The following is an 18,863-nucleotide window of genomic DNA, read 5'->3' as shown; positions in this document are numbered from 1 at the left end:
GTGAAGCTCCTTTATTTTCCATTCACTATAAACCTTTAAACTTTTATAATATCCTAACAAAGGATCGGGGCGCCTGATTAACAACGTAGCGACTGGAACGAATCAACGAAAGTTTTAGGAATCATGCTCCTGCAACAGGAGTATGCTGACGCCCTCCGGCAAGCCCGTCTTTAGTCGTCCTTCCTATTTAGAACGAATCGATGATAACTTAGCTTAGAGCAATGGAGTGAAGTCGCCTAGTTGCTGAGCGCTAGATCCGGACGGAGCCCATCGGTTATTTGGTTATGCCATAGTATCAAATTTTATACTTTCTTGTCTTTTAAAAAACTTATTATTCTACAAAATATTTCCCGGGAAATACGACATTATTTTTTAGAACAACGAAGAATTTTTGCCTTTTTTATGGAAAAAGCCTTCGTTGTTCATCTACTATAAAACCTAGTGTGAAAAATGAATTTACCCTCTACTCTCCTACTATAGCTTCATTGGTAAAACTTTCATTTTGCTTCGTATAGGTTAATGTCCAACCGGTAAATCCATATAAAATCGTTAATAGTGGAGAAAGTAAACAGAAAAATGCAAATGGTAAGTAAGTCAAAGTAGATACGCCCAACACGGACGTAATAAAAACGCCACACACGCTCCATGGCACGAGAGGGTTAATCACTGTTCCAGCATCTTCAGAAACTCTAGATAAATTTTTGTTTTCCAAGCCTACCTTAGCATAGCGAGGTTGGTATGTCTCACCCGTTAACAAAATAGATAAATACTGTTCACCAACTAAAACATTAATTCCAATTGCCGTAGTAGCAGAAGCCAAGACAACGGAAAACACTCTATTTAAAAGATGATCAATGGATACAAGTAAGCGAGGAATTATTCCGAGTGTAAACAGTAACCCACCCATACTTAGGGCAAGTAACACAAGACTAATAGTAAATAACATGCCATTAATTCCACCGCGCGTTAACAAAGCATCAATAGCATCACTCCCTGTATTGGAATGAAATCCATCCATAAGTGTACCAAAAAGAGCAGCTATAGATAGAGATTGATGAAGATACATAATGCCTATAGCGGTTATGGACCCAGCTGCCAACGTTAAAATAGCTGGCACCTTTTTAATTGAAAAAATAAGTAACACGAGAAGAGGAATAACAGCGTTTTCCCAATGAATTAAACCAGTCTTTAATAACCCTGTTTGGAATGCAGCCATTTTATCGAAGTTGGCATCTGTTAGTTTAGGCGAGATAAAGAAAAAAATAAGTAACGTAATGATAAATGCGGGAATCGTTGTTCCCATCATATTCTTTATATGTTCAAATAAGTCTACCTGCAATGTGGATGATGCCATATTCGTTGTATCTGATAATGGCGACATTTTATCTCCAAAAAATGCCCCAGAAACAATGGCGCCCGCAGTAATAGCTAAAGAAGCATCAACTGCTCCGGAAATACCAATAAAGGCAACACCTACTGTAGCAATCGTTGTTAAAGAGCTACCGACGACAAGCCCAATAAGAGCAGTGACAATAAAGACAATGACAAAGTAAAAATTTGGTGTCACCAACTGGAATCCTGCGTACATCATAGTCGGAATCGTCCCACCTGCCATCCAGACAGCAATTAATATCCCGATAAAGAAAAAAATAAAAACTGCTCCCATTCCAGATTTGGCTCCTTCAGCAATCCCTCGCTCCAAAAGCCTGTATGGAATCCGCTTGAATATCCCATAAACGCAAAGAACTAGTAAAGAAATAATTAGCGGAACATGTGGTGCTGCTTCTACAAAAATGATACTCAAACTAATGATACATATAATAAGCACTGTTACAAATAGAGATTCTTGAAGCGAAGGCGATTGGACAGCTTTTATACGGTACATATCTTTGCCCCCTTCCCTTATAATATTTTAATGAAAGTAAAAATAAGAAGTAACGTATCCAATGTTCCATCAGCGTTTTACCTCGTTAACTTACTCCATGCTTTATGAAATAAATAAAGTAAATCTCAATCAGTGAAGAATTTTGTTGATTTTTAGTAGCCCAAGAGTATGACCTAAAGGCCTTTGAACAAATTGGGATTTAGGTGTTATTTTTACTCCCATTGCTTTTTACATATAAGCTTGTGCGTAACTCCCTTTAAAGTTTGGAGATGTGCGCTAAACAAATTTAGGTGGGAACAACTGCGACTAAGTTAACTTTCCTGTGAAAAATGTAAGTTATTTCCATATAGTATGAAGAGATAAGTGACAACTATCCACGAATTGAAATGTTACTTTATATCCCATTTGGGTCTTCGGCTACGACTATAAAAATTATTTCGGTGCTGCTGCTCATCTAACATTCTCTCGCATTCTCTACGTGCCGCTTCTACCGTGGTAATATTAGCATCTTGGGCATCCTTAAATAATTGAAGTATTGTATCATATATAGAAGCTACCTTTTCTAGTACACGTTCTCTATTCACTCCATACAGCTCATCAGCAATTTGAATAAGACCCCCTGCATTAACAATATAATCTGGCGCATAAAGAATCTCTTTTTCAGTCAAAGACCCTGCATATTTATCACATGCTAACTGATTGTTAGCTGACCCAACCACAGCCTTTACGTTGAGCAATGGAATTGTTTTTTCATTAATAATTCCCCCTATTGCACACGGCATAAAAATATCAGCATGTACTCGATAAATTTCTTCTCCACTAACAACTTGAATACATTGTTGCTTATCTCTCACTTCATTTAAAAAACTTTTGATAACGCTTTCATTCGTATCCGTAACATAGACAAATGCACCCGCTTCTAACAAATGTACAGCAATTTTTCTTCCAACCTTTCCCAAACCTTGTATGGCATACACCCTACCATGAAGAGAATTGTTGTGAAACAAAAACTGGTTCGTCGCTTTTAAAGCATATAGGATGCCTTTGGCAGTTGGTATAGATGAATCACCACTTCCTCCAAATGATTCTGGAATGCCATTAATAAATTTCGTCTCCTTGGCTGCATGAATAAAATCGTTCATCGTTGTTCCCATATCCGTTCCGGTGATAAATCTGCCATTTAATGAATCTACAAACTGACCGAGCGCTCGAAACATAGCAGGGGATTTATCTTTATTCGGATCACCAATGATGACCGCCTTACCTCCTCCGAAATCTACGTCACTTATTGCACATTTCGCTGTCATCCCTTCCGATAAACGAAGGGCATCTTCCAAAGCTTCTTGAACACTTGAATAAGGATACATACGTGTGCCGCCTAGAGCAGGTCCTAGCGTCGTATTATGTATAGCTATAATTGCTTTCAACCCAGACTGACGATCATTACAAAAAACAACTTGCTCGTGATTCGCTATCTTTTGAAACAGGTCTACCTCTTGCAATTGTTCTACTTGCTTCAATTCTAAATCCTCCTCTCACTTCGTTGCGATACGCACTTTTTCTTGAATAACTTCTTTCGGTAAGACTACTTGTTTTACCTTTCCTTTGCCAATCCTTCCATGCTCATTTGTTACGTAAACCTTTGTCAGTAGCTCTCTTTTACTCACCTCTATAACAGTAGCCTCTAAATGAATAGTAGTACCTACACCCGAAGGAGCAATATGCTCAACGCTTACTGCAGCGCCCATTCCTTCTTCATCCTGTTCTAAATAAGGAATGAGTAATTGCCTTGACACCCATTCCATGTGATAAACCATAGAGGCTGTTGAATACACAGGATGAATTACTTCTCCATTAAATTGGGCTACCATTTCCTCTGTTACTTCTACCGTCATCTGCTTCGATTGGCCAACATATAAACCTTCTTTCACTTCACTACACCTCACTTTTCCCAGATATAAAATACTGTTAGACTCCCATTGCAAGATTTGGAAAAAAGAGAGCTGGATAAATCTAAGGCAACAGCATTTTATTTCCAAATCTTTTACAGTCTTTAGGCCTTCTCCTGAGGTACAAACAATTATTAAGGGGAAGAAAGGTACCCCCTACGGATGGCAGAATCACTTTATATACCTCAATCGTAAGCGATAATGTTTCGTTTCCAAATTTTTCAGCATATTGTGTATTTTGATATATTTTAATATAATATAGTATCTTAGTCAACAGAGGACTGTAAACGATAGGTACCTCCACTATATTTTAATGATTCGTAAAGTCATCTAGTTGTTAGGCGCTGGAGCCAAATGCGACTATTTATTTCGCTGTCCATTAGCACCTCATTTTATGATTTCTTATGCTTTGAAGAACAAAGGTGCAAGCGTCCCGTTAGCAACGTAGCGAGTGGAACGAATTAACGAAAGTTTTAGGAATTCTGCTCCTGCAACAGGAGTATGCCGGCGCCCTATGCCGGCGCCCTTCGACAAGCCCGTCTTTCGTCGGCCTTCCTATTTACTACAAATTGATGATGACTTAGCGTAGGGCTTCCACAACACGCTCTTCTTGTCGATACGCTCCTTCTAATATTTCTATTTTCAAAATAGCATACGTTTGTAGATGAATTGATTCTTGTTTGACAATACGCATGTAAGTTCCCCCTTGTTCGTTTATCTAGTTTGTTTTTTCAATAATTTCTGAATATAACTATTGTACTAAAACTACACTATTTTGTTACCTCCATTTTTCTACAAAATGAACAATATGGGCAAAACGAAGGCTTTCACCATAGAGGCTTAGAGACAGACTTCGTTTTCAGCTAAAGCCTATGCTTTTCTATAATATACAAAATCACTTATCTACGAAATTCTCGTAGGTTGTTCATTATTCATGTTAGCTCGTTCCAAACGAGCTATAAGGTTTCTTACTCATGTAATAAACTAAGCTATCCGATCTAACTCTTTCTTCATATATTCGTTAGCATATGATTTCCCATACTTCTTTATTGAATAAGTATACAAAATACATCCTAAAATGGTCCATGCCCCGATAATAAACCACTCATACGGCCATGCTAAAGAAGATGGCATGCCAGGCATATAAAGTATAATCACTCCAATAGACATAAGTACAGCAATCCAGCCAATGAAAGTTCCACCAGGTAGTTTAAAAGGCCGATTCATATGTGGCTCCCTTTTTCTTAGCAAAATAAATGAAATGGACACCATTAGCCATGCAACCACAAGCCCTAACCCACCTGAGTTAACTAACCAGACAAGGGAGGGTCTGCCAAGTAATGGTGCTGCTGTTGAAAGTAGTGCAATTAATATAATGGCTCGATAAGGTGTTTTGTATTTCGGGTGTAATTTCCCCAAAGCCTTTGGTAGCATTCCAGCATTTGCTAACGCATAAATGGCTCGACTCCCGCCAACATAAAAGCCAAGCCAGCTTGTCATAATACCTCCAATGCCACCGAGTACGAGAACATTGCCCATTAAATTACTATCTCCAAACGCTTTTGCCATAGCGTCAGCTGTTACTAAATTTGACGCAGCAAGTTCTGCTGGATTTAAAATACGTGATACTCCAAAAATAATGGCAATATACCAGATAACTGCTAAAATAACCGATACAATGAGAAGTTGACCAATTTTCCGCTGTGGCAAATTAATCTCTTCCGCTGCTTGAGGTATTACATCGAAGCCTACAAACATAAAAGGCGTCATAATAATTACAGTAAATATACCCGTTGTACCTGCTTTAATGAGTGGTTGCATATTGTCCATATTTCCACCAAATGTACTTCCGGTAATTAACATGATTCCTGCCGCAAGAATGAAAGCGGTTAAAATTACAGAAATAACAGTTGTTAACTTAATACCACGATAGTTAATCCAAGCTATTGTTAGAGAACCAATCATGCCGACCCCCGCCCAGGTTACTGTAACATCCCATCCTGCTATGGTATATAAATATCCTTGACTATAATTAGGCACCATGTATTCAAATACAGTTGGCAACGCAACAGCTTCAAAAGCTACCACAGATACATAGCCAAGAATAATTGACCATGTCGCTACAAAGGAAGCCCCTCTCCCCATTGCTTTAAATGTGTATACATGCTCCCCACCAACAAGTGGAAGAGCGGAAGCTAATTCAGCGTATGTTAAACCTACAAACACTACAAGTAAACCACCAATTGCAAATGCCAGAATAGCCCCTAAAGAGCCCGCTTCTGTAATCCATAGTCCCGAGGTAACAACCCATCCCCAGCCAATCATTGCTCCAAAAGCAAGTGCCAGCACATCTTTATTACTAAGTATCTTTAAAAGCTTATCCGAATCATTCAATACACTTCCTCCTTTTTCATTCAAGGTCTATAGCATTAGAAAAAGCTGACTTATCGCATTGAATCTTTTATAACGTAAGCCACCATTTTACTTCTACATACGCTTTAACCTATCGGATTCGAAAAATTACATATGGTTTTTGTACATCGGGATATTTCCGAATATTATCTACGGATTTATGAATACTCTAAAAATTGTCACAAGAAGTTATTTATTGTATGAAACAGATGAACGACATAGAATGACAATAATAAAGGCAAAAAAGGGAATCTCCAATGAAAGGAATCTTTCTTTTATCCCATCTCTGATTGTTTCGTACCCCAAAGGGATGGACTGAAGCTCTCTTATGAAGAAAGGGATTTTTAAGGTGCTGTTATCTCCCATGGTTCAACTCACCTCTTCCACACTTGAAGCAGGAGTCTCACAGCACCTAGGAGGGAGGAACGCATTCCATCCTTGTCTTTAAAAATTTAAAGGAATTTTACTCCGCTTTTATTCCAAGCTGTTGCTGTACTTGCAAAATGGCTTCATAGATAGCTTCCACTAAAGTATCCACCTGCATCTGATTAATAATTAACGGAGGGGCAAAGCAAATAATATTCGTATGATCGTACGTAACACTGCGACAAACAACCCCAAGTTCATGTAGCACTTCTATTACTTTAGGAGCTACCTGTAAATTGGAGGAAAAGGGTTTATTCGTAGCCGGATTTTGCATCAGCTCGACTGCACCTAGCAATCCAACAAATCGGATATCCCCTACAATTTCCAGACGTTTTTTTACCTTTTTTAATCCATGTAAAAGCGCGTCTCCCATCTGTTTTGAATTCTCTACCAAACGTTCTTCTTCTATTATTGCTATATTTTTTAATGCGACCGCGGCAGCAGTTGGGTGTCCACTATAAGTAAAACCATGAAATAGCGTACCGACAGATTTTTTCTTTAACACTTCATGTATGGGATCAGAGACAACAACCCCTCCAAGAGGAAAATAACCACTTGTCACTCCTTTAGCAAAAGTCATGACATCCGGAATAACATCCCAATTCTCGATTCCAAACATCTTCCCTGTTCTTCCAAAACCCGTAATCACTTCATCTGCCACAAATAGAATGCCATAAGCATCACAAACTTCTCTTATTCTAGTGAAGTAGTCCTCAGGCGGTATAATAACTCCTCCTGCTCCTTGAACAGGTTCCGCAAAAAAAGCTGCAATTGTTTCTGGACCTGCTTCCTCAATCGCTTGACAAAGTGACTGAACGGCTTGCTCTGTCGTATTATTATAATGGGTGTCGACATGAAGAAAGTCTGTCATCATATGACCAGCCATTCCCCAAAATTCTGGAATTCCCGTTACGCTTGTAGAAGCAGCAGCCACACCATGATAACTGCGTTTCAGAGAAATAATTTTTCGCTTGTTTGGTTTTCCTTGTATTTTCCAATAATGACGCACAAGCTTCACCGCTGAGTCATTTGATTCAGAGCCTCCTGATGTGAAAAACACCGCATTCAATCCTTCTGGAGTTATAGAAGCAATTTTCTCAGCGAGCCTGATTGCTGGCTCATGACTAAACGTGGAGAAAGCAGAACTAAATGCCATTTTTTTCATTTGTTGAGCAGCAGCTTCTGCCAATTCTACTCTTCCATGTCCGATATTTACATTCCATAGAGAAGAAACAGCATCGATATATGTTTTACCAGTAATATCTGTTAAATAAATACCGTCCCCCTCTTCCATGATTACCTTCGCACCCTTCTGTTGTTGCTCTTGTATCGATGATGTTGGATGGATAAAATGCTTCTTATCCAACTCGGTCAAACTATTCATTGTTCATTCCCCCTCTAAAATATTTTAGTATATTCCATTTATATGGAATGCCCTATTTCTCCATACCTTTTCTAACTAATGCACAGAGAATAAAAATTAGAAAAACTCGGCTATTGCCAAGTCTGTATGGCAGTGGCCGTCGTTTTACTTATCATTTTCACTTCCCTATCGTGCAAAAAAACCAGCCATAAAGACAAATGGTACGAAATTGTACTTTGTCCCTATAACTGGTTTTTACCTAATGATCCGCTTTACTTCAACAGTAAAGTCGATTAGATTTAGCAGCTTATCCCTGTCAAAAGGTCTAGAGTCTTACTTTGCTTCGTCAACTTTTTTGACGTTCATTTTCATCTAGCCTTCTATATAGTATTCAATTTTAATAATTTAATTTTACCGAAAATTCAATCAAGATGCAATGATAATTTTTTATTTCTCGTAAGTCACTTAGCAATTTGTTGATATTTTATAAGCGCGCAAACTAGTAAGCGTGGTCAGTAACTGACCACGCCGCTCACAGAAATCAAACGTATACGTCGCATGTGTACAACCCAAGTGCTGTCAAAAGTTTATGACGTTTAAAACAAACGTTTATATAACACTATAGGCTATTTTGTTAAATAGCTTTCTATACCAATGGCTTCAATTCTCTTCTCGTCCATAACTTTTTTCTTCTTGAAGATTACTGACCTGAAAGCCTACGAAACTTGAAGATCCAACCCCCAATAGGTGGTTTAAAAATTCCATTGTTTCAGAAGCGTTGCTTTCCTTTTGCTCTTGCGAACTAACATTTTGTTGCAATTGATCTTTACTTACTTCATCTGCAATTAAAATCCTCTTACCGTCAGCTAACACCAAATACGTTTTTGTGCGTCCGTTAACTGTTACAACTTCTACCTTTCCATCCCTTTTGTCTTTTTCGTTATTTCCATCTTTTGAATACAATGTCGCTTCTTTATTTTTTATTCCATTATCCCAAAGCATTAATGACCTATTTACAGTATTTATGTTCATGTTACACCTCCATGTTTTTGTAGAATTTGGCACAACTCTACCTATTATACAGTTAATAGAATAAGTAAAAATTAAACACCTATATTATATCCATTTTTCATATAAAGAGAACTCTTTTTCCCCTTCTTTTTCTTTTCCCACAAAGTTGAACCCGTATTGTTGATAGAACGAATTTAACCCCGGATTCTCAGCAACGCAATCCAATCTAAGCACAGTCTCTTTATCTAAATGGGACACTATCCAATCTATAACTTGTTTTCCGATCTGTTTTCCGCGATAATCTTGATGAACAGCCAACCGATGTAAATAACAGGCGGTATCCTTTCTTTCCCCCCATATCTTTATATCAAATTCGGTTTGAGTAGAACCAAGGTAAAATGTAGCAACAATTCTATGATTCATTTCAGCTACATACATTGTCCCTTCCTCTATATTTGTTTTTATTTCTTCATCTTGATTGTCTGTTAACAGGAATTCCCACTGATTAATTCCTTGTCTTTTAATCCAACGTGCAGCTTCCATTAAGATTTGTTTTATATCGTCTATATCTGTTGTATTCGCCTTTCTTACTGATAATCCCAATAGACGTGCTCCTTCCTCAATAAAAAATATTTTTCATAATAATAGCATACATTTAATTTATTGAAAATCTATATAAGTTTCATACGAAATACAATGTAGGCTTCTTAACCAATAGAGCGATATAAGAAATTGATAGGCCCAACTGAAACGTTATTCCAAAAGTGCACCATCATTTTTAAAAATTGTCTAATCCTACTCGTTACTCTTAGAGAAAATGTTTTGCAAATAAAAAATACTAGTTCGGGTTCGAGCGTAATGATGTTTATAAGCTCAGTGAATTCGGCAGGTAGCAACGTACATCATTGTGAACTTCAGCGACTTCATTGTGAACTTCGAGTAACTATCTTGTGAACTTCAACGACTTTTCATGAAACTCAAGCGAAAGAATGCTGAACTTAAGTAACTTTACATTTATTGGCATTTTAAAAGACCAAATCAAGAAGCGATTTGGTCTTTTAAAATGGTCTAGCAAATTATAAAATTTAGCAACTGTGGATAAACTTACTAAGTTATTTAGCCACGTCTGGCTCCAGCGACCAGCAACTAGGCGACTTCACTCCATTGCCCTACGATCAATCATCATCGGTTCGTTCTAAAATAGGAAGGCCGACTAAAGAGGGCGCCGGTATACTCCTGTTGCAGGAGCATAAATCTCGTTCCACTTGCTACGTTGCTAACCGGCGCCCTGAGCCTTTGTTATATTAATCCAATGGAATCCGCAAAATATTGTATGCTTCCCTATAATAAAACGAAAAAACAACAAACTACTTTAAAGCCATTAGCTATTTCAAGCAACCATCAATAATATAAACAATTTACTGTAAGCAATTACGATGATGTCGTTTCTAACTTCTCCATTGCATTGCCTTTATTGCTTAAATGTTCACGATAATATAGTTTTTTAGCAACTAAAGTTTGTATAACAAGAACCGTACCACTAACTGTCCAATACAAAGGCAATGCCGCTGCTGTACTAAAGGAAATAAAGCCAATCATAATCGGGGAAATCAAACCCATGATCGCCATTTGTTTCTTTTGTTTCTCATCCATACCAATTAATGAAAAACGGGATTGCAAGAAATATACAGCTGCTGCGATAAATGGCAAAATAATGTCCACTTCTCCCAAATTAAACCACAAAAAGGAGTGTGTCGCTATTTCTTGCGAGTTTCGAATAGCATGATAAAACGCAATGACGACAGGGAATTGGAGCATTATTGGCAAACATCCCATCGAACTAATTGGGTTAAATTCGTGCTTTTGGTACAACTGCATCATTTCTTTTTGCATAGCTGCTTTTGCGCTAGCATCCTTTTTATTTTTATATTTTTGTGAAAGAGCGTCCATTTCTGGTTTCATTTCTTTCATCTTCGTTTTCATTTTTGCCCCTTTTTTCATTTGACTAAATGCAAGTGGCATGAGCAACAAGCGAATGAGTATAGTTATTAACACAATGGATAAGCCATAATCATCCCCAAGCAAACTCGCAACATATTTTATCATGTGCGGAAATGGATTTTGAAAACCCATCATCCCACCGTCTGCCTGACACCCCGTCAGCAAAAATAGAAAACCTAAACTAATAACGCCGTACCTCTTGAAAAATGTGAATATAAAATGATTGTGCATTCTTTTCCTCCTCGTTGTATTACATTTTGACCTTTAAACGAGAAGAAAGAGTGATCTGCATCATCATCTGGGGCAGTAATTCGGTTTGCTTTTTTAACAACCCATTGGAAAATTTCATCACACATACCAAATAACTCTTGGATTGGTAATAAACGATAGCGTTCATTATGGTATTCTCTTATTTGTAGATAGCGAGACTCCATTATATGTCTAGGCTGAATAGCTGTAAACGAATAGGCTGATGACAACGTAAAAAGAATGCTCAAATAAAAATAAACGGGAGAGGCATCATTCATCAGTTCATTTAGCAAATCAATCATTTTATATTCACCTCCTTATCTGACTGCAACTGCTCTTATTATAACATACGATGCAAGCACCCGTTTAGCAACGTAGCGAGTGAAACAAATCGACTAAAGTTTAGGAATGATACCACTAAAACAAGGGTATGTCGACGACCTAAGGCAAGTCTAAACTAAAGAATTTTATCCTTTCCTATAGGGTAGTGGAAGAAAATTACTCCCTATGGAAACATTTTTCAAGTATGACTTCATCTTTTAACTTTAGAAATCTAACCAGATCAATTCAAACCAGCTAAATCACATTTTCTGACGCCGGTTGTCCATTTTTTCTCTTTAAACTTGTTACTAGTACAAAAAGCAAAGCAACAAGCCCCGCCATATCTGTCCACACTCCTGGATATATTAATAATAAAGCTCCTATCGTAGCAATAATTCGGATATACCAAGCAAACGGGCGCTTCAAATAACCTTCTACGGCTACAGATAGTAAGAATACCCCCGTTAATGAGGTCGCCATTATAACGAGTATATTCCCAATAGTTGCATCCATCATTAACATTTGATTAGAAAAAACAAACATAAACGGTACGATAAAACCCGCTATAGCTAATTTCATTGCTTGAAATCCTGTTCTCATCGGCTCTCCACCACTTATACCTGCACCTGCAAATGCAGCCAATGCCACTGGAGGGGTGATATTTGCAAATATTCCAAAATAAAAAACAAACATGTGGGCAACAAAAACGGCTGATTCACCTGCGCCAGTCAATTCACGGAAATATGGTAATTGTAACAGAATAGGAGCGGCCATAGTACTCGTAATAATATACGTTGGTATACTTGGAAGACCCATTCCTAATATAATAGAAGCTATCATGGTTAAAAATAATGTAATAAGCAGTTGAAAAAATGGGCTTTGGATCAAATCCCCAATGCTAACAATAGAACTTGCAATTTCCAAAGCCACACCTGTTAAAGAGCTTACACCTACAATTATACCAACAGCTCCACAAGCTACGGCTACTGGAATCGTTGTTCTTACACCATTTTCTAATGCATCTACAAAATCTTTCACATGAATTTCTTCCGCTTTTACTTGTGCCTGCTTACGTACGAAATTGATCACCAATGGAATGGTAATAATGCTTCCTAACTCGAACCAATTGTCGCGTAATTCTGGTATACTCGCACCTGCCAAAACTGCGCCAATTTGCGGTTCAAACAAGAGAAAAAGTGAAACAGCGCCGCTAATAAATAACATTTTCCCAGTCCCGGTAATGAGAACTGTAGCTATAATTGACCAAAAAGCTGCATAGAAAGGCGTCTTCCCACTAAATAATAAATACAAAAGAATGATCATTGGAATTAAAAGATGTCCGCGCTTCATTAAAACTGTCTTCACAGTGGGTAACTCATTTTTGTCTAGCCCTTTTAGCTTAAGCTTTGATGCTCTAATATGAACTTGTAATAAAATCCCAAAATAAAATAGCAATGCTGGAATAATTCCCGCGAGAATGACAGTAGTGTACGGAATTCCTAGGTTTTCGGCCATAATAAAAGCTGCAGCCCCCATAATTGGCGGCAAAATTTGTCCACCTACACTAGAAGCAGACTCTACAGCTCCAGCAAAATTTTTATGATAGCCAACTTTTTTCATCAGTGGGATGGTAAAGGCACCTGTTGTTACAACATTTGCAATAGCTGATCCATTAATCGAGCCTAGAAAACCACTAGCTAAAACAGCAACTTTAGCTGGCCCACCTTTGGTATGACCCGCTACAGCCATGGCTATATCATTAAATAATTGCCCCATGCCTGATTTGCTTAAAAAGGCGCCAAACAGAATAAATAATATAATATAGCTAGCGGATACACCTATCGCAGTGCCTAACACTCCTTCAGTAATGTAAACAAGATGAGCTATAATCCCACTTGAAGCATTTATAATAATGTCCCACGTCAATTGAGGGTAGATAGAGAGTTTGACATAGAATCCATAAACGAGAAAACCGAAAGCTAATAATGTTAGCCCCCATCCGGTTACTCTCCTCGTTATTTCAAATAATACAATAATAACGACCATTCCTACATACACGTCTATATGATTAATTTGCCCGCCTGACTCAATAATTCTAGTTGCTGACACTAACATATAGATTCCTAAAACGAGCGATGCACCTGCTAACATATAATCGTAAATTGGTATTTTGTTGCGTTTTTTCTTCTTTGTTATAGGATACAATAAAAATGCTAGCATCATTAAGGTGTATAGATGAATACTACGTTGTTTTATATCAACAAGCGCACCTCCATAGGATGTGTAAAGATGAAAAAGCCCTAAGGCTACAGCTATTCCAACAAATAGCATCCGAACACCTCTAGGCAAATGCGTACGTACATTACTTTCTCTCTCGTAATCCTGTAACTTATCTCCACTGCTCATTATTTCACCTCACTACTCTTTATTGGGAACAGACTACTAAATATTAGAAAAACTTGGCTTGTCGCTAATTCCTATCGCGAAAAACGCCGTCCATTATCTTATATATAAACACCAAAAATACTTTCCTATAGTGCAAAAAAAGGAACACGTTCCGTTTTAATAACATAAGGAGCATCACTAGCTGCCATTGGATAATACTTCCCTTTAAAGATAAACTTATAATGGTTTATTTCTGTAGCGCGAACCACTAGCTCACTCCCAATTTCTCGATGTACATCTACAACTAACCAGCCGTTTTTCTGTTTGATTACTTGTTCTGTTGTTGCAGGCACCCCTGCTCCAAACGTTTTAAACTTTGTAGATTGTAAAAAAATTTGACGATCATTCACTTCGAATTTTTCTATCCATTTTTCTTTTTCAACAGAATGCACCCATTCCAACGCAAACGTACCCTCACTTTCAGGAAATGCATAAATAATAGTGTCATTTTGTAAAACAACAATGGCTCTCGTTGGAAAAAAGAGCATCCCAATAAAACTGACAATCAAGAAACATAAAACAAGCAAAACACGGCGGACATAACGTATCCTCACATTAGTCTACCAACCCCTGCTCTTGATAAAACTTTTTCGCTCCGGGGTGCAATGGTACGATTAAATCCGTTGCTATTTGATCTCTCTCCAAAGATTTCAAAGCGTTAATAGAGATCTCTTCACTCCCTAAATAATCGTAATAGCGTTTTGTTAAATCATATACAATATCTTCATTTAAGTCAGGGGATACCGCAATTAAGTTCTGAATACCAACCGTTGTTACTTCCTCCTCCAGATTGTACATCGTCTCATCATTTGCTGGGATCGTAAACGATTTGTAAAACGGATACTTTTCCATTAAAGTGTTTGCTATATCTGCTTTTATTTCTACAAACACCACATCATTTTGTTGCATTAGATCTGTAATATTACTATTCGGGACACCAGAAGTAAAAAACGCTGCATCTAGATTGCCATTTTTCATTTCCTGTACACTATCAGCGTAACCTGTATGTGTAACTTTAGAAAGATTATCATAGGATAACCCCATTACTTCTAGTACCTTCTGTGCGCTTTGTTCCACACCAGATCCTACTTTACCAACACCAACACGTTTCCCTTTCAAATCTTCCACATTCTCAATCCCGCTATCAGCAGTAGCAACAATTTGGACAACATTTTGATACATACCCGCCAGCGCTTCGACATCTATAGAGCTTCCATCAAATTGACCTGTTCCCTCTATTGCTTCAAATCCAATATCGCTCATGATAATGCTCATTTGATTCAATCCATTCTGCATATTTTGAACGTTAGCAACAGATGCACCTGTAGATTCAACAGTTACATTATTTACAAATTCACTTTCTTCAAAAACTGGCTTCAAAGCACCTCCTATCGGATAATAGGTTCCGGATGTGCCACCTGTTCCAAAAACAATTGCTTGTGCCTCTCCATTGCTAGCCGTTGAATAATTATTTGCTTTATCATCCCCACTACAAGCTGCTAAATAAAACAGACCTATAATGACCATAATAAGGAATATATATTTCTGCATAACTCCTCTCCCCCTCCATTGTTATGGTTCAAATGATAACGTTTCCAATTAAAAATATAAATATTTTGAACATAATGTGCGTTTTGGTCATTTTGTTCAAAATATTTACTTCTAATTACACTGAACAAAGGCTCGGGGCGCCCGGTTAGCAACGTAGCGAGTGGAGCGAAACAACGAAAGTTTTAGGAAGCCTGGCACTAAAACAGGGATATGCCGACGCCCTCGGCCAGCCCGTTTTTAGTCGCCTTCCTATTTAGCACGAACCGCTGGTGACTTAGCTTAGGGCAATGGAGTGAAGTCGCCTAGTTGCTGGGTGCTGAAGCCGGGCGTCGCTATTCTGCTAAATCGGTATCCAACAAAAGCAACAAATTTTATGCTTTCTTATTTTGAGAAAAACTTGGATTGTTGCCAAGTCTTAGGGCGAATGGCATCGTTTTTCTTATTCTGTAACCCTTTAAACTTTTATCCTCCCTTTAGTGTAAAAAAAGAGGGGGAAACATATAATGGATTAAGAGCTGTTTTTATTCACTTTACGCATAAGCTGATAACGATTTACAGGTCTGCCTACAGTTCCATACTGTAAGACAATTTCAACTGCACCCCCTTTTTCTAAATAATCTAAATACCTTCTTGCGGTAACTCGGGAAATTCCTATGCAGGAAGCTGCTTCATCAGCTGAAATAGAACTATTTTTGCGTTCTAATAAGTTGGTAATTTGCTGTAATGTTTGCTTATTCAATCCTTTTGGAAGCGCATTCGCTTTATAGTTTGCTTCTGACCGCTTATTGATCCACATGTCAATCATTTCTTGGTCAACGCTATCGTTGCCATAGAAATGAAGATGATAATCTCGATACTTGTTTAATGCCTCTACTAAACGACTATACTTAAATGGCTTTATAAGATAATCAAACGCCCCATGCTGCATCATATTGCGAACCATTTCCCTATCTTCTGCAGCAGAGATGACAATTACTTCCACATTTATATTGTGATGTCGAAGCGCCTTTATCGTCTGAATTCCATCTTGTTCAGGCATATAAATATCGAGTAATACGAGATTGGGCTGATAGATTTGACAATGCTCGACACCTGTTTTTCCATCTCTTGCAGTAGCGACAACAATGAAACCGTTTACTTTTTCTACCATCTTTTTGTTTACTTCTTGCACCATGGGATCATCTTCAATGATAACAACTTTTACCTCTGTATTTTTACACATTCGTATCTCCCTCTCTTCGGACTTGATCCCGTATTCGGCCCCTTGTGATAAAATTGTAAAATGAAGCTTTCCTAGTGAAAAAAACTTATGATAATGATGCCCGTTCAGCTATCATCCTACCAATCTCTAGCGAAGCTGTTGCAGCGGGCGAAGGTGCATTGCAAACGTGGAGCACATTTTTTCCGGGTATAATAAAAAAGTCATCAAGGAGTGTTCCATCTCGAAGCATAGCTTGTGCGCGTACACCAGATGGAGCTTTTATCATATCTTCTGTTTGGATTTCTGGAATAAAACGCTGCAAACTTTTTACAAATAATGCTTTATACAAAGAACGCGACATTTCCATTGCGCCCACCTTTATATTTGCCTTTGCTAATCGCCAAAATCCTGGAAATAACAACGTAGCTAGTACTTCTTTCCTATCTATGTCCCACTTATTGTATCCTTCTTTTTTAAGACTCCATACTGCATTAGGGCCTGCATGCACTTCACCATGAATTCCTCTCGTCAAATGTACGCCTAAAAATGGATACTTTGGGTCTGGTACTGGATAGACCAAATTTTTTACTACATAATGTTTCGTTGCTTTTAATGTAAAATACTCCCCACGAAAAGGGATAATCTTTACATCCGTTAAAATACCCGACTGTTTAACCAATTGGTCGCTATGCAAGCCCGCACAATTGATAACCTTTCTAGCGATCAAAGATTGATGATTCGTATCTATCGTTACTTCAAATCCTTTCTCATTTATTTGATGCGCTTGTGTATTTAAAAACAAATCAACTCCTTGGTTTGCGAGTAACTCTACTAATTTATAAGCCACCTGTTGATAATCCACAATACCTGTTGTCGGTATATACAAGCCTCCTTCTGCTTGAACATATGGCTCATGATCAATAACTTCCTCTCTTTGTAATTTTGTTATTTGTAAACCATTTTTACAACCTCGGTGATACAGTTGATCCATAAACGGTAGTTCTCGCTTTCTTGTAGCTACAATGATTTTGCCACAAACTTCATGTTTCACCTCATATTTTTGACAAAATGCAATCATAGAATTTCTACCCTTCACCGCTAATTGGGCCTTTAAGCTACCAGGTTTATAATAAATGCCACTATGAATGACCCCACTGTTCCTCCCTGTTTGATGAGCTGCCCAGGCTGCTTCTTTCTCCAATACGGCAATGGATGAATGCGGATGCTTTGTTTTCAGCTGCCATGCCGTTGCTAAACCTACAATACCTCCACCAATAATAATGTAATCATACATGCACGAATTCCCCCTTTCCTTACTTCAATTAGGTCTCCAATCTGTATATTCAACATATTATCTTAATTAAATAATTATTTCGAATTAAACCAGTCTTTAAACTAAATGTAACAACTTGAAACATAGCTAAAGCAAAAACAGCTGTGCAATTTCACAATCAACATGGTTTTTCGCATCACCATAACCTATTTAGTATGAAATGGACCACCTTTTGCAACCAAATTTAAACAAAAACAGATAGACTGCTATTTTCGATAAGGAAATGGTATTTACTATGCAAGTTACTTATAAGCTTCAAACAAATTGGTTGTGAACGTTGACGTTCTGTACTATAATTCACTATAACAAACTATAAAACCGCATAACTATTTGCACTAGGGGAGCTATTTTAGATGGCTGAGAGGATAATTTCTGACCCTTATTACCCGATCTGGATAATACTAGCGTGGGGAAGTGCAGTCAAAACCAGAGAGTACAACATACATAGTCTATTTGGTAAAGACTGCCTTCTTCACGAATGCAGTCTTTTTTGTGGTCTAGGAAATTATAAAATTTTGCAGCTGTGGATAAACTAACTAAGTTATTTAGCCACGTCCGGCGCAAGCGCCCAGCAACTAGGCGACTTCACTCCATTGCCTTACGATAGTTCTAATTAGGAAGGCCGACGAAAGACGGGCTTGTCGAAGGGCGCCGGCATACTCCTGTTGCAGGAGCATGATTCCTAAAACTTTCGTTGATTCGTTCCACTCGCTACG

Annotated in this window: 14 protein-coding genes and 1 riboswitch; all 14 genes read right to left on the bottom strand. The window is 37.9% G+C overall.

The genetic code is table 11. The features are described 5' to 3' along the window. Positions 1-463 precede the first annotated feature (463 nt). The 14 genes from nhaC to lhgO all read right to left on the bottom strand — a co-directional run bounded on the left by nhaC (position 464) and on the right by lhgO (position 18,108). Positions 464-1,885, bottom strand: a complete 1,422-nt coding sequence (nhaC, locus tag BUB45_RS08090; RefSeq protein WP_073007119.1) for a Na+/H+ antiporter NhaC — start codon at positions 1,883-1,885, stop codon at positions 464-466. 389 nt (positions 1,886-2,274) lie between these two features. Continuing rightward, positions 2,275-3,405 carry a Leu/Phe/Val dehydrogenase gene (locus BUB45_RS08085; RefSeq protein WP_073007117.1) on the bottom strand — a complete coding sequence of 377 codons (1,131 nt, stop codon included), beginning with the start codon at positions 3,403-3,405 and terminating at the stop codon, positions 2,275-2,277. A gap of 15 nt (positions 3,406-3,420) precedes the next feature. Continuing rightward, positions 3,421-3,816: a thioesterase family protein gene (locus tag BUB45_RS08080; protein WP_073007115.1), complete on the bottom strand. Its 396-nt coding sequence runs from the start codon at positions 3,814-3,816 to the stop codon at positions 3,421-3,423. Between the two features lie 1,002 nt (positions 3,817-4,818). After that, positions 4,819-6,228: an APC family permease gene (locus BUB45_RS08075; protein ID WP_073007113.1), complete on the bottom strand. Its 1,410-nt coding sequence runs from the start codon at positions 6,226-6,228 to the stop codon at positions 4,819-4,821. A gap of 481 nt (positions 6,229-6,709) precedes the next feature. Further along, the gene (locus BUB45_RS08070; protein ID WP_073007112.1) at positions 6,710-8,056 is read right to left on the bottom strand and encodes an aminotransferase family protein; all 1,347 of its coding nucleotides are present in this window, start codon (positions 8,054-8,056) and stop codon (positions 6,710-6,712) included. Between the two features lie 639 nt (positions 8,057-8,695). After that, positions 8,696-9,067, bottom strand: a complete 372-nt coding sequence (locus BUB45_RS08065) for a hypothetical protein (RefSeq protein ID WP_073007110.1) — start codon at positions 9,065-9,067, stop codon at positions 8,696-8,698. An 84-nt stretch (positions 9,068-9,151) separates the two neighbouring features. Then, positions 9,152-9,649: a GNAT family N-acetyltransferase gene (locus BUB45_RS08060; protein ID WP_073007108.1), complete on the bottom strand. Its 498-nt coding sequence runs from the start codon at positions 9,647-9,649 to the stop codon at positions 9,152-9,154. 828 nt (positions 9,650-10,477) lie between these two features. Next, entirely contained in the window at positions 10,478-11,278 is an 801-nt protein-coding gene (gene yidC, locus BUB45_RS08055) for a membrane protein insertase YidC (protein ID WP_073007106.1), read from the bottom strand. Further along, positions 11,224-11,598, bottom strand: a complete 375-nt coding sequence (locus BUB45_RS08050) for a hypothetical protein (RefSeq protein WP_073007105.1) — start codon at positions 11,596-11,598, stop codon at positions 11,224-11,226. The genes yidC and BUB45_RS08050 overlap by 55 nt, the downstream gene beginning before the upstream one ends. Before the next feature lie 274 nt (positions 11,599-11,872). After that, positions 11,873-14,023 carry a TRAP transporter permease gene (locus BUB45_RS08045; RefSeq protein ID WP_073007103.1) on the bottom strand — a complete coding sequence of 717 codons (2,151 nt, stop codon included), beginning with the start codon at positions 14,021-14,023 and terminating at the stop codon, positions 11,873-11,875. Between the two features lie 125 nt (positions 14,024-14,148). Next, positions 14,149-14,616 carry a DUF1850 domain-containing protein gene (locus tag BUB45_RS08040; protein WP_073007101.1) on the bottom strand — a complete coding sequence of 156 codons (468 nt, stop codon included), beginning with the start codon at positions 14,614-14,616 and terminating at the stop codon, positions 14,149-14,151. Position 14,617: 1 nt separating this feature from the next. After that, a complete protein-coding gene (locus BUB45_RS08035) occupies positions 14,618-15,613 on the bottom strand; it encodes a TAXI family TRAP transporter solute-binding subunit (RefSeq protein WP_073007100.1) in 996 nt (331 codons plus the stop codon). Positions 15,614-16,121: 508 nt separating this feature from the next. Then, positions 16,122-16,835, bottom strand: a complete 714-nt coding sequence (locus tag BUB45_RS08030) for a response regulator (protein WP_073007098.1) — start codon at positions 16,833-16,835, stop codon at positions 16,122-16,124. An 85-nt stretch (positions 16,836-16,920) separates the two neighbouring features. After that, positions 16,921-18,108 (bottom strand): L-2-hydroxyglutarate oxidase, encoded by a 1,188-nt coding sequence (gene lhgO / locus BUB45_RS08025; RefSeq protein WP_073007096.1) that lies wholly within the window; start codon positions 18,106-18,108, stop codon positions 16,921-16,923. Positions 18,109-18,474: 366 nt separating this feature from the next. Next, positions 18,475-18,577: riboswitch (TPP riboswitch) on the top strand. Positions 18,578-18,863: the final 286 nt, after the last annotated feature.

This window comes from Virgibacillus chiguensis (assembly GCF_900129865.1).
Lineage (GTDB): Bacteria > Bacillota > Bacilli > Bacillales > Amphibacillaceae > Virgibacillus > Virgibacillus chiguensis.
Note: the sequence above shows the minus strand (reverse complement) of the source record. Positions and strands in the feature narration are given on the sequence as shown.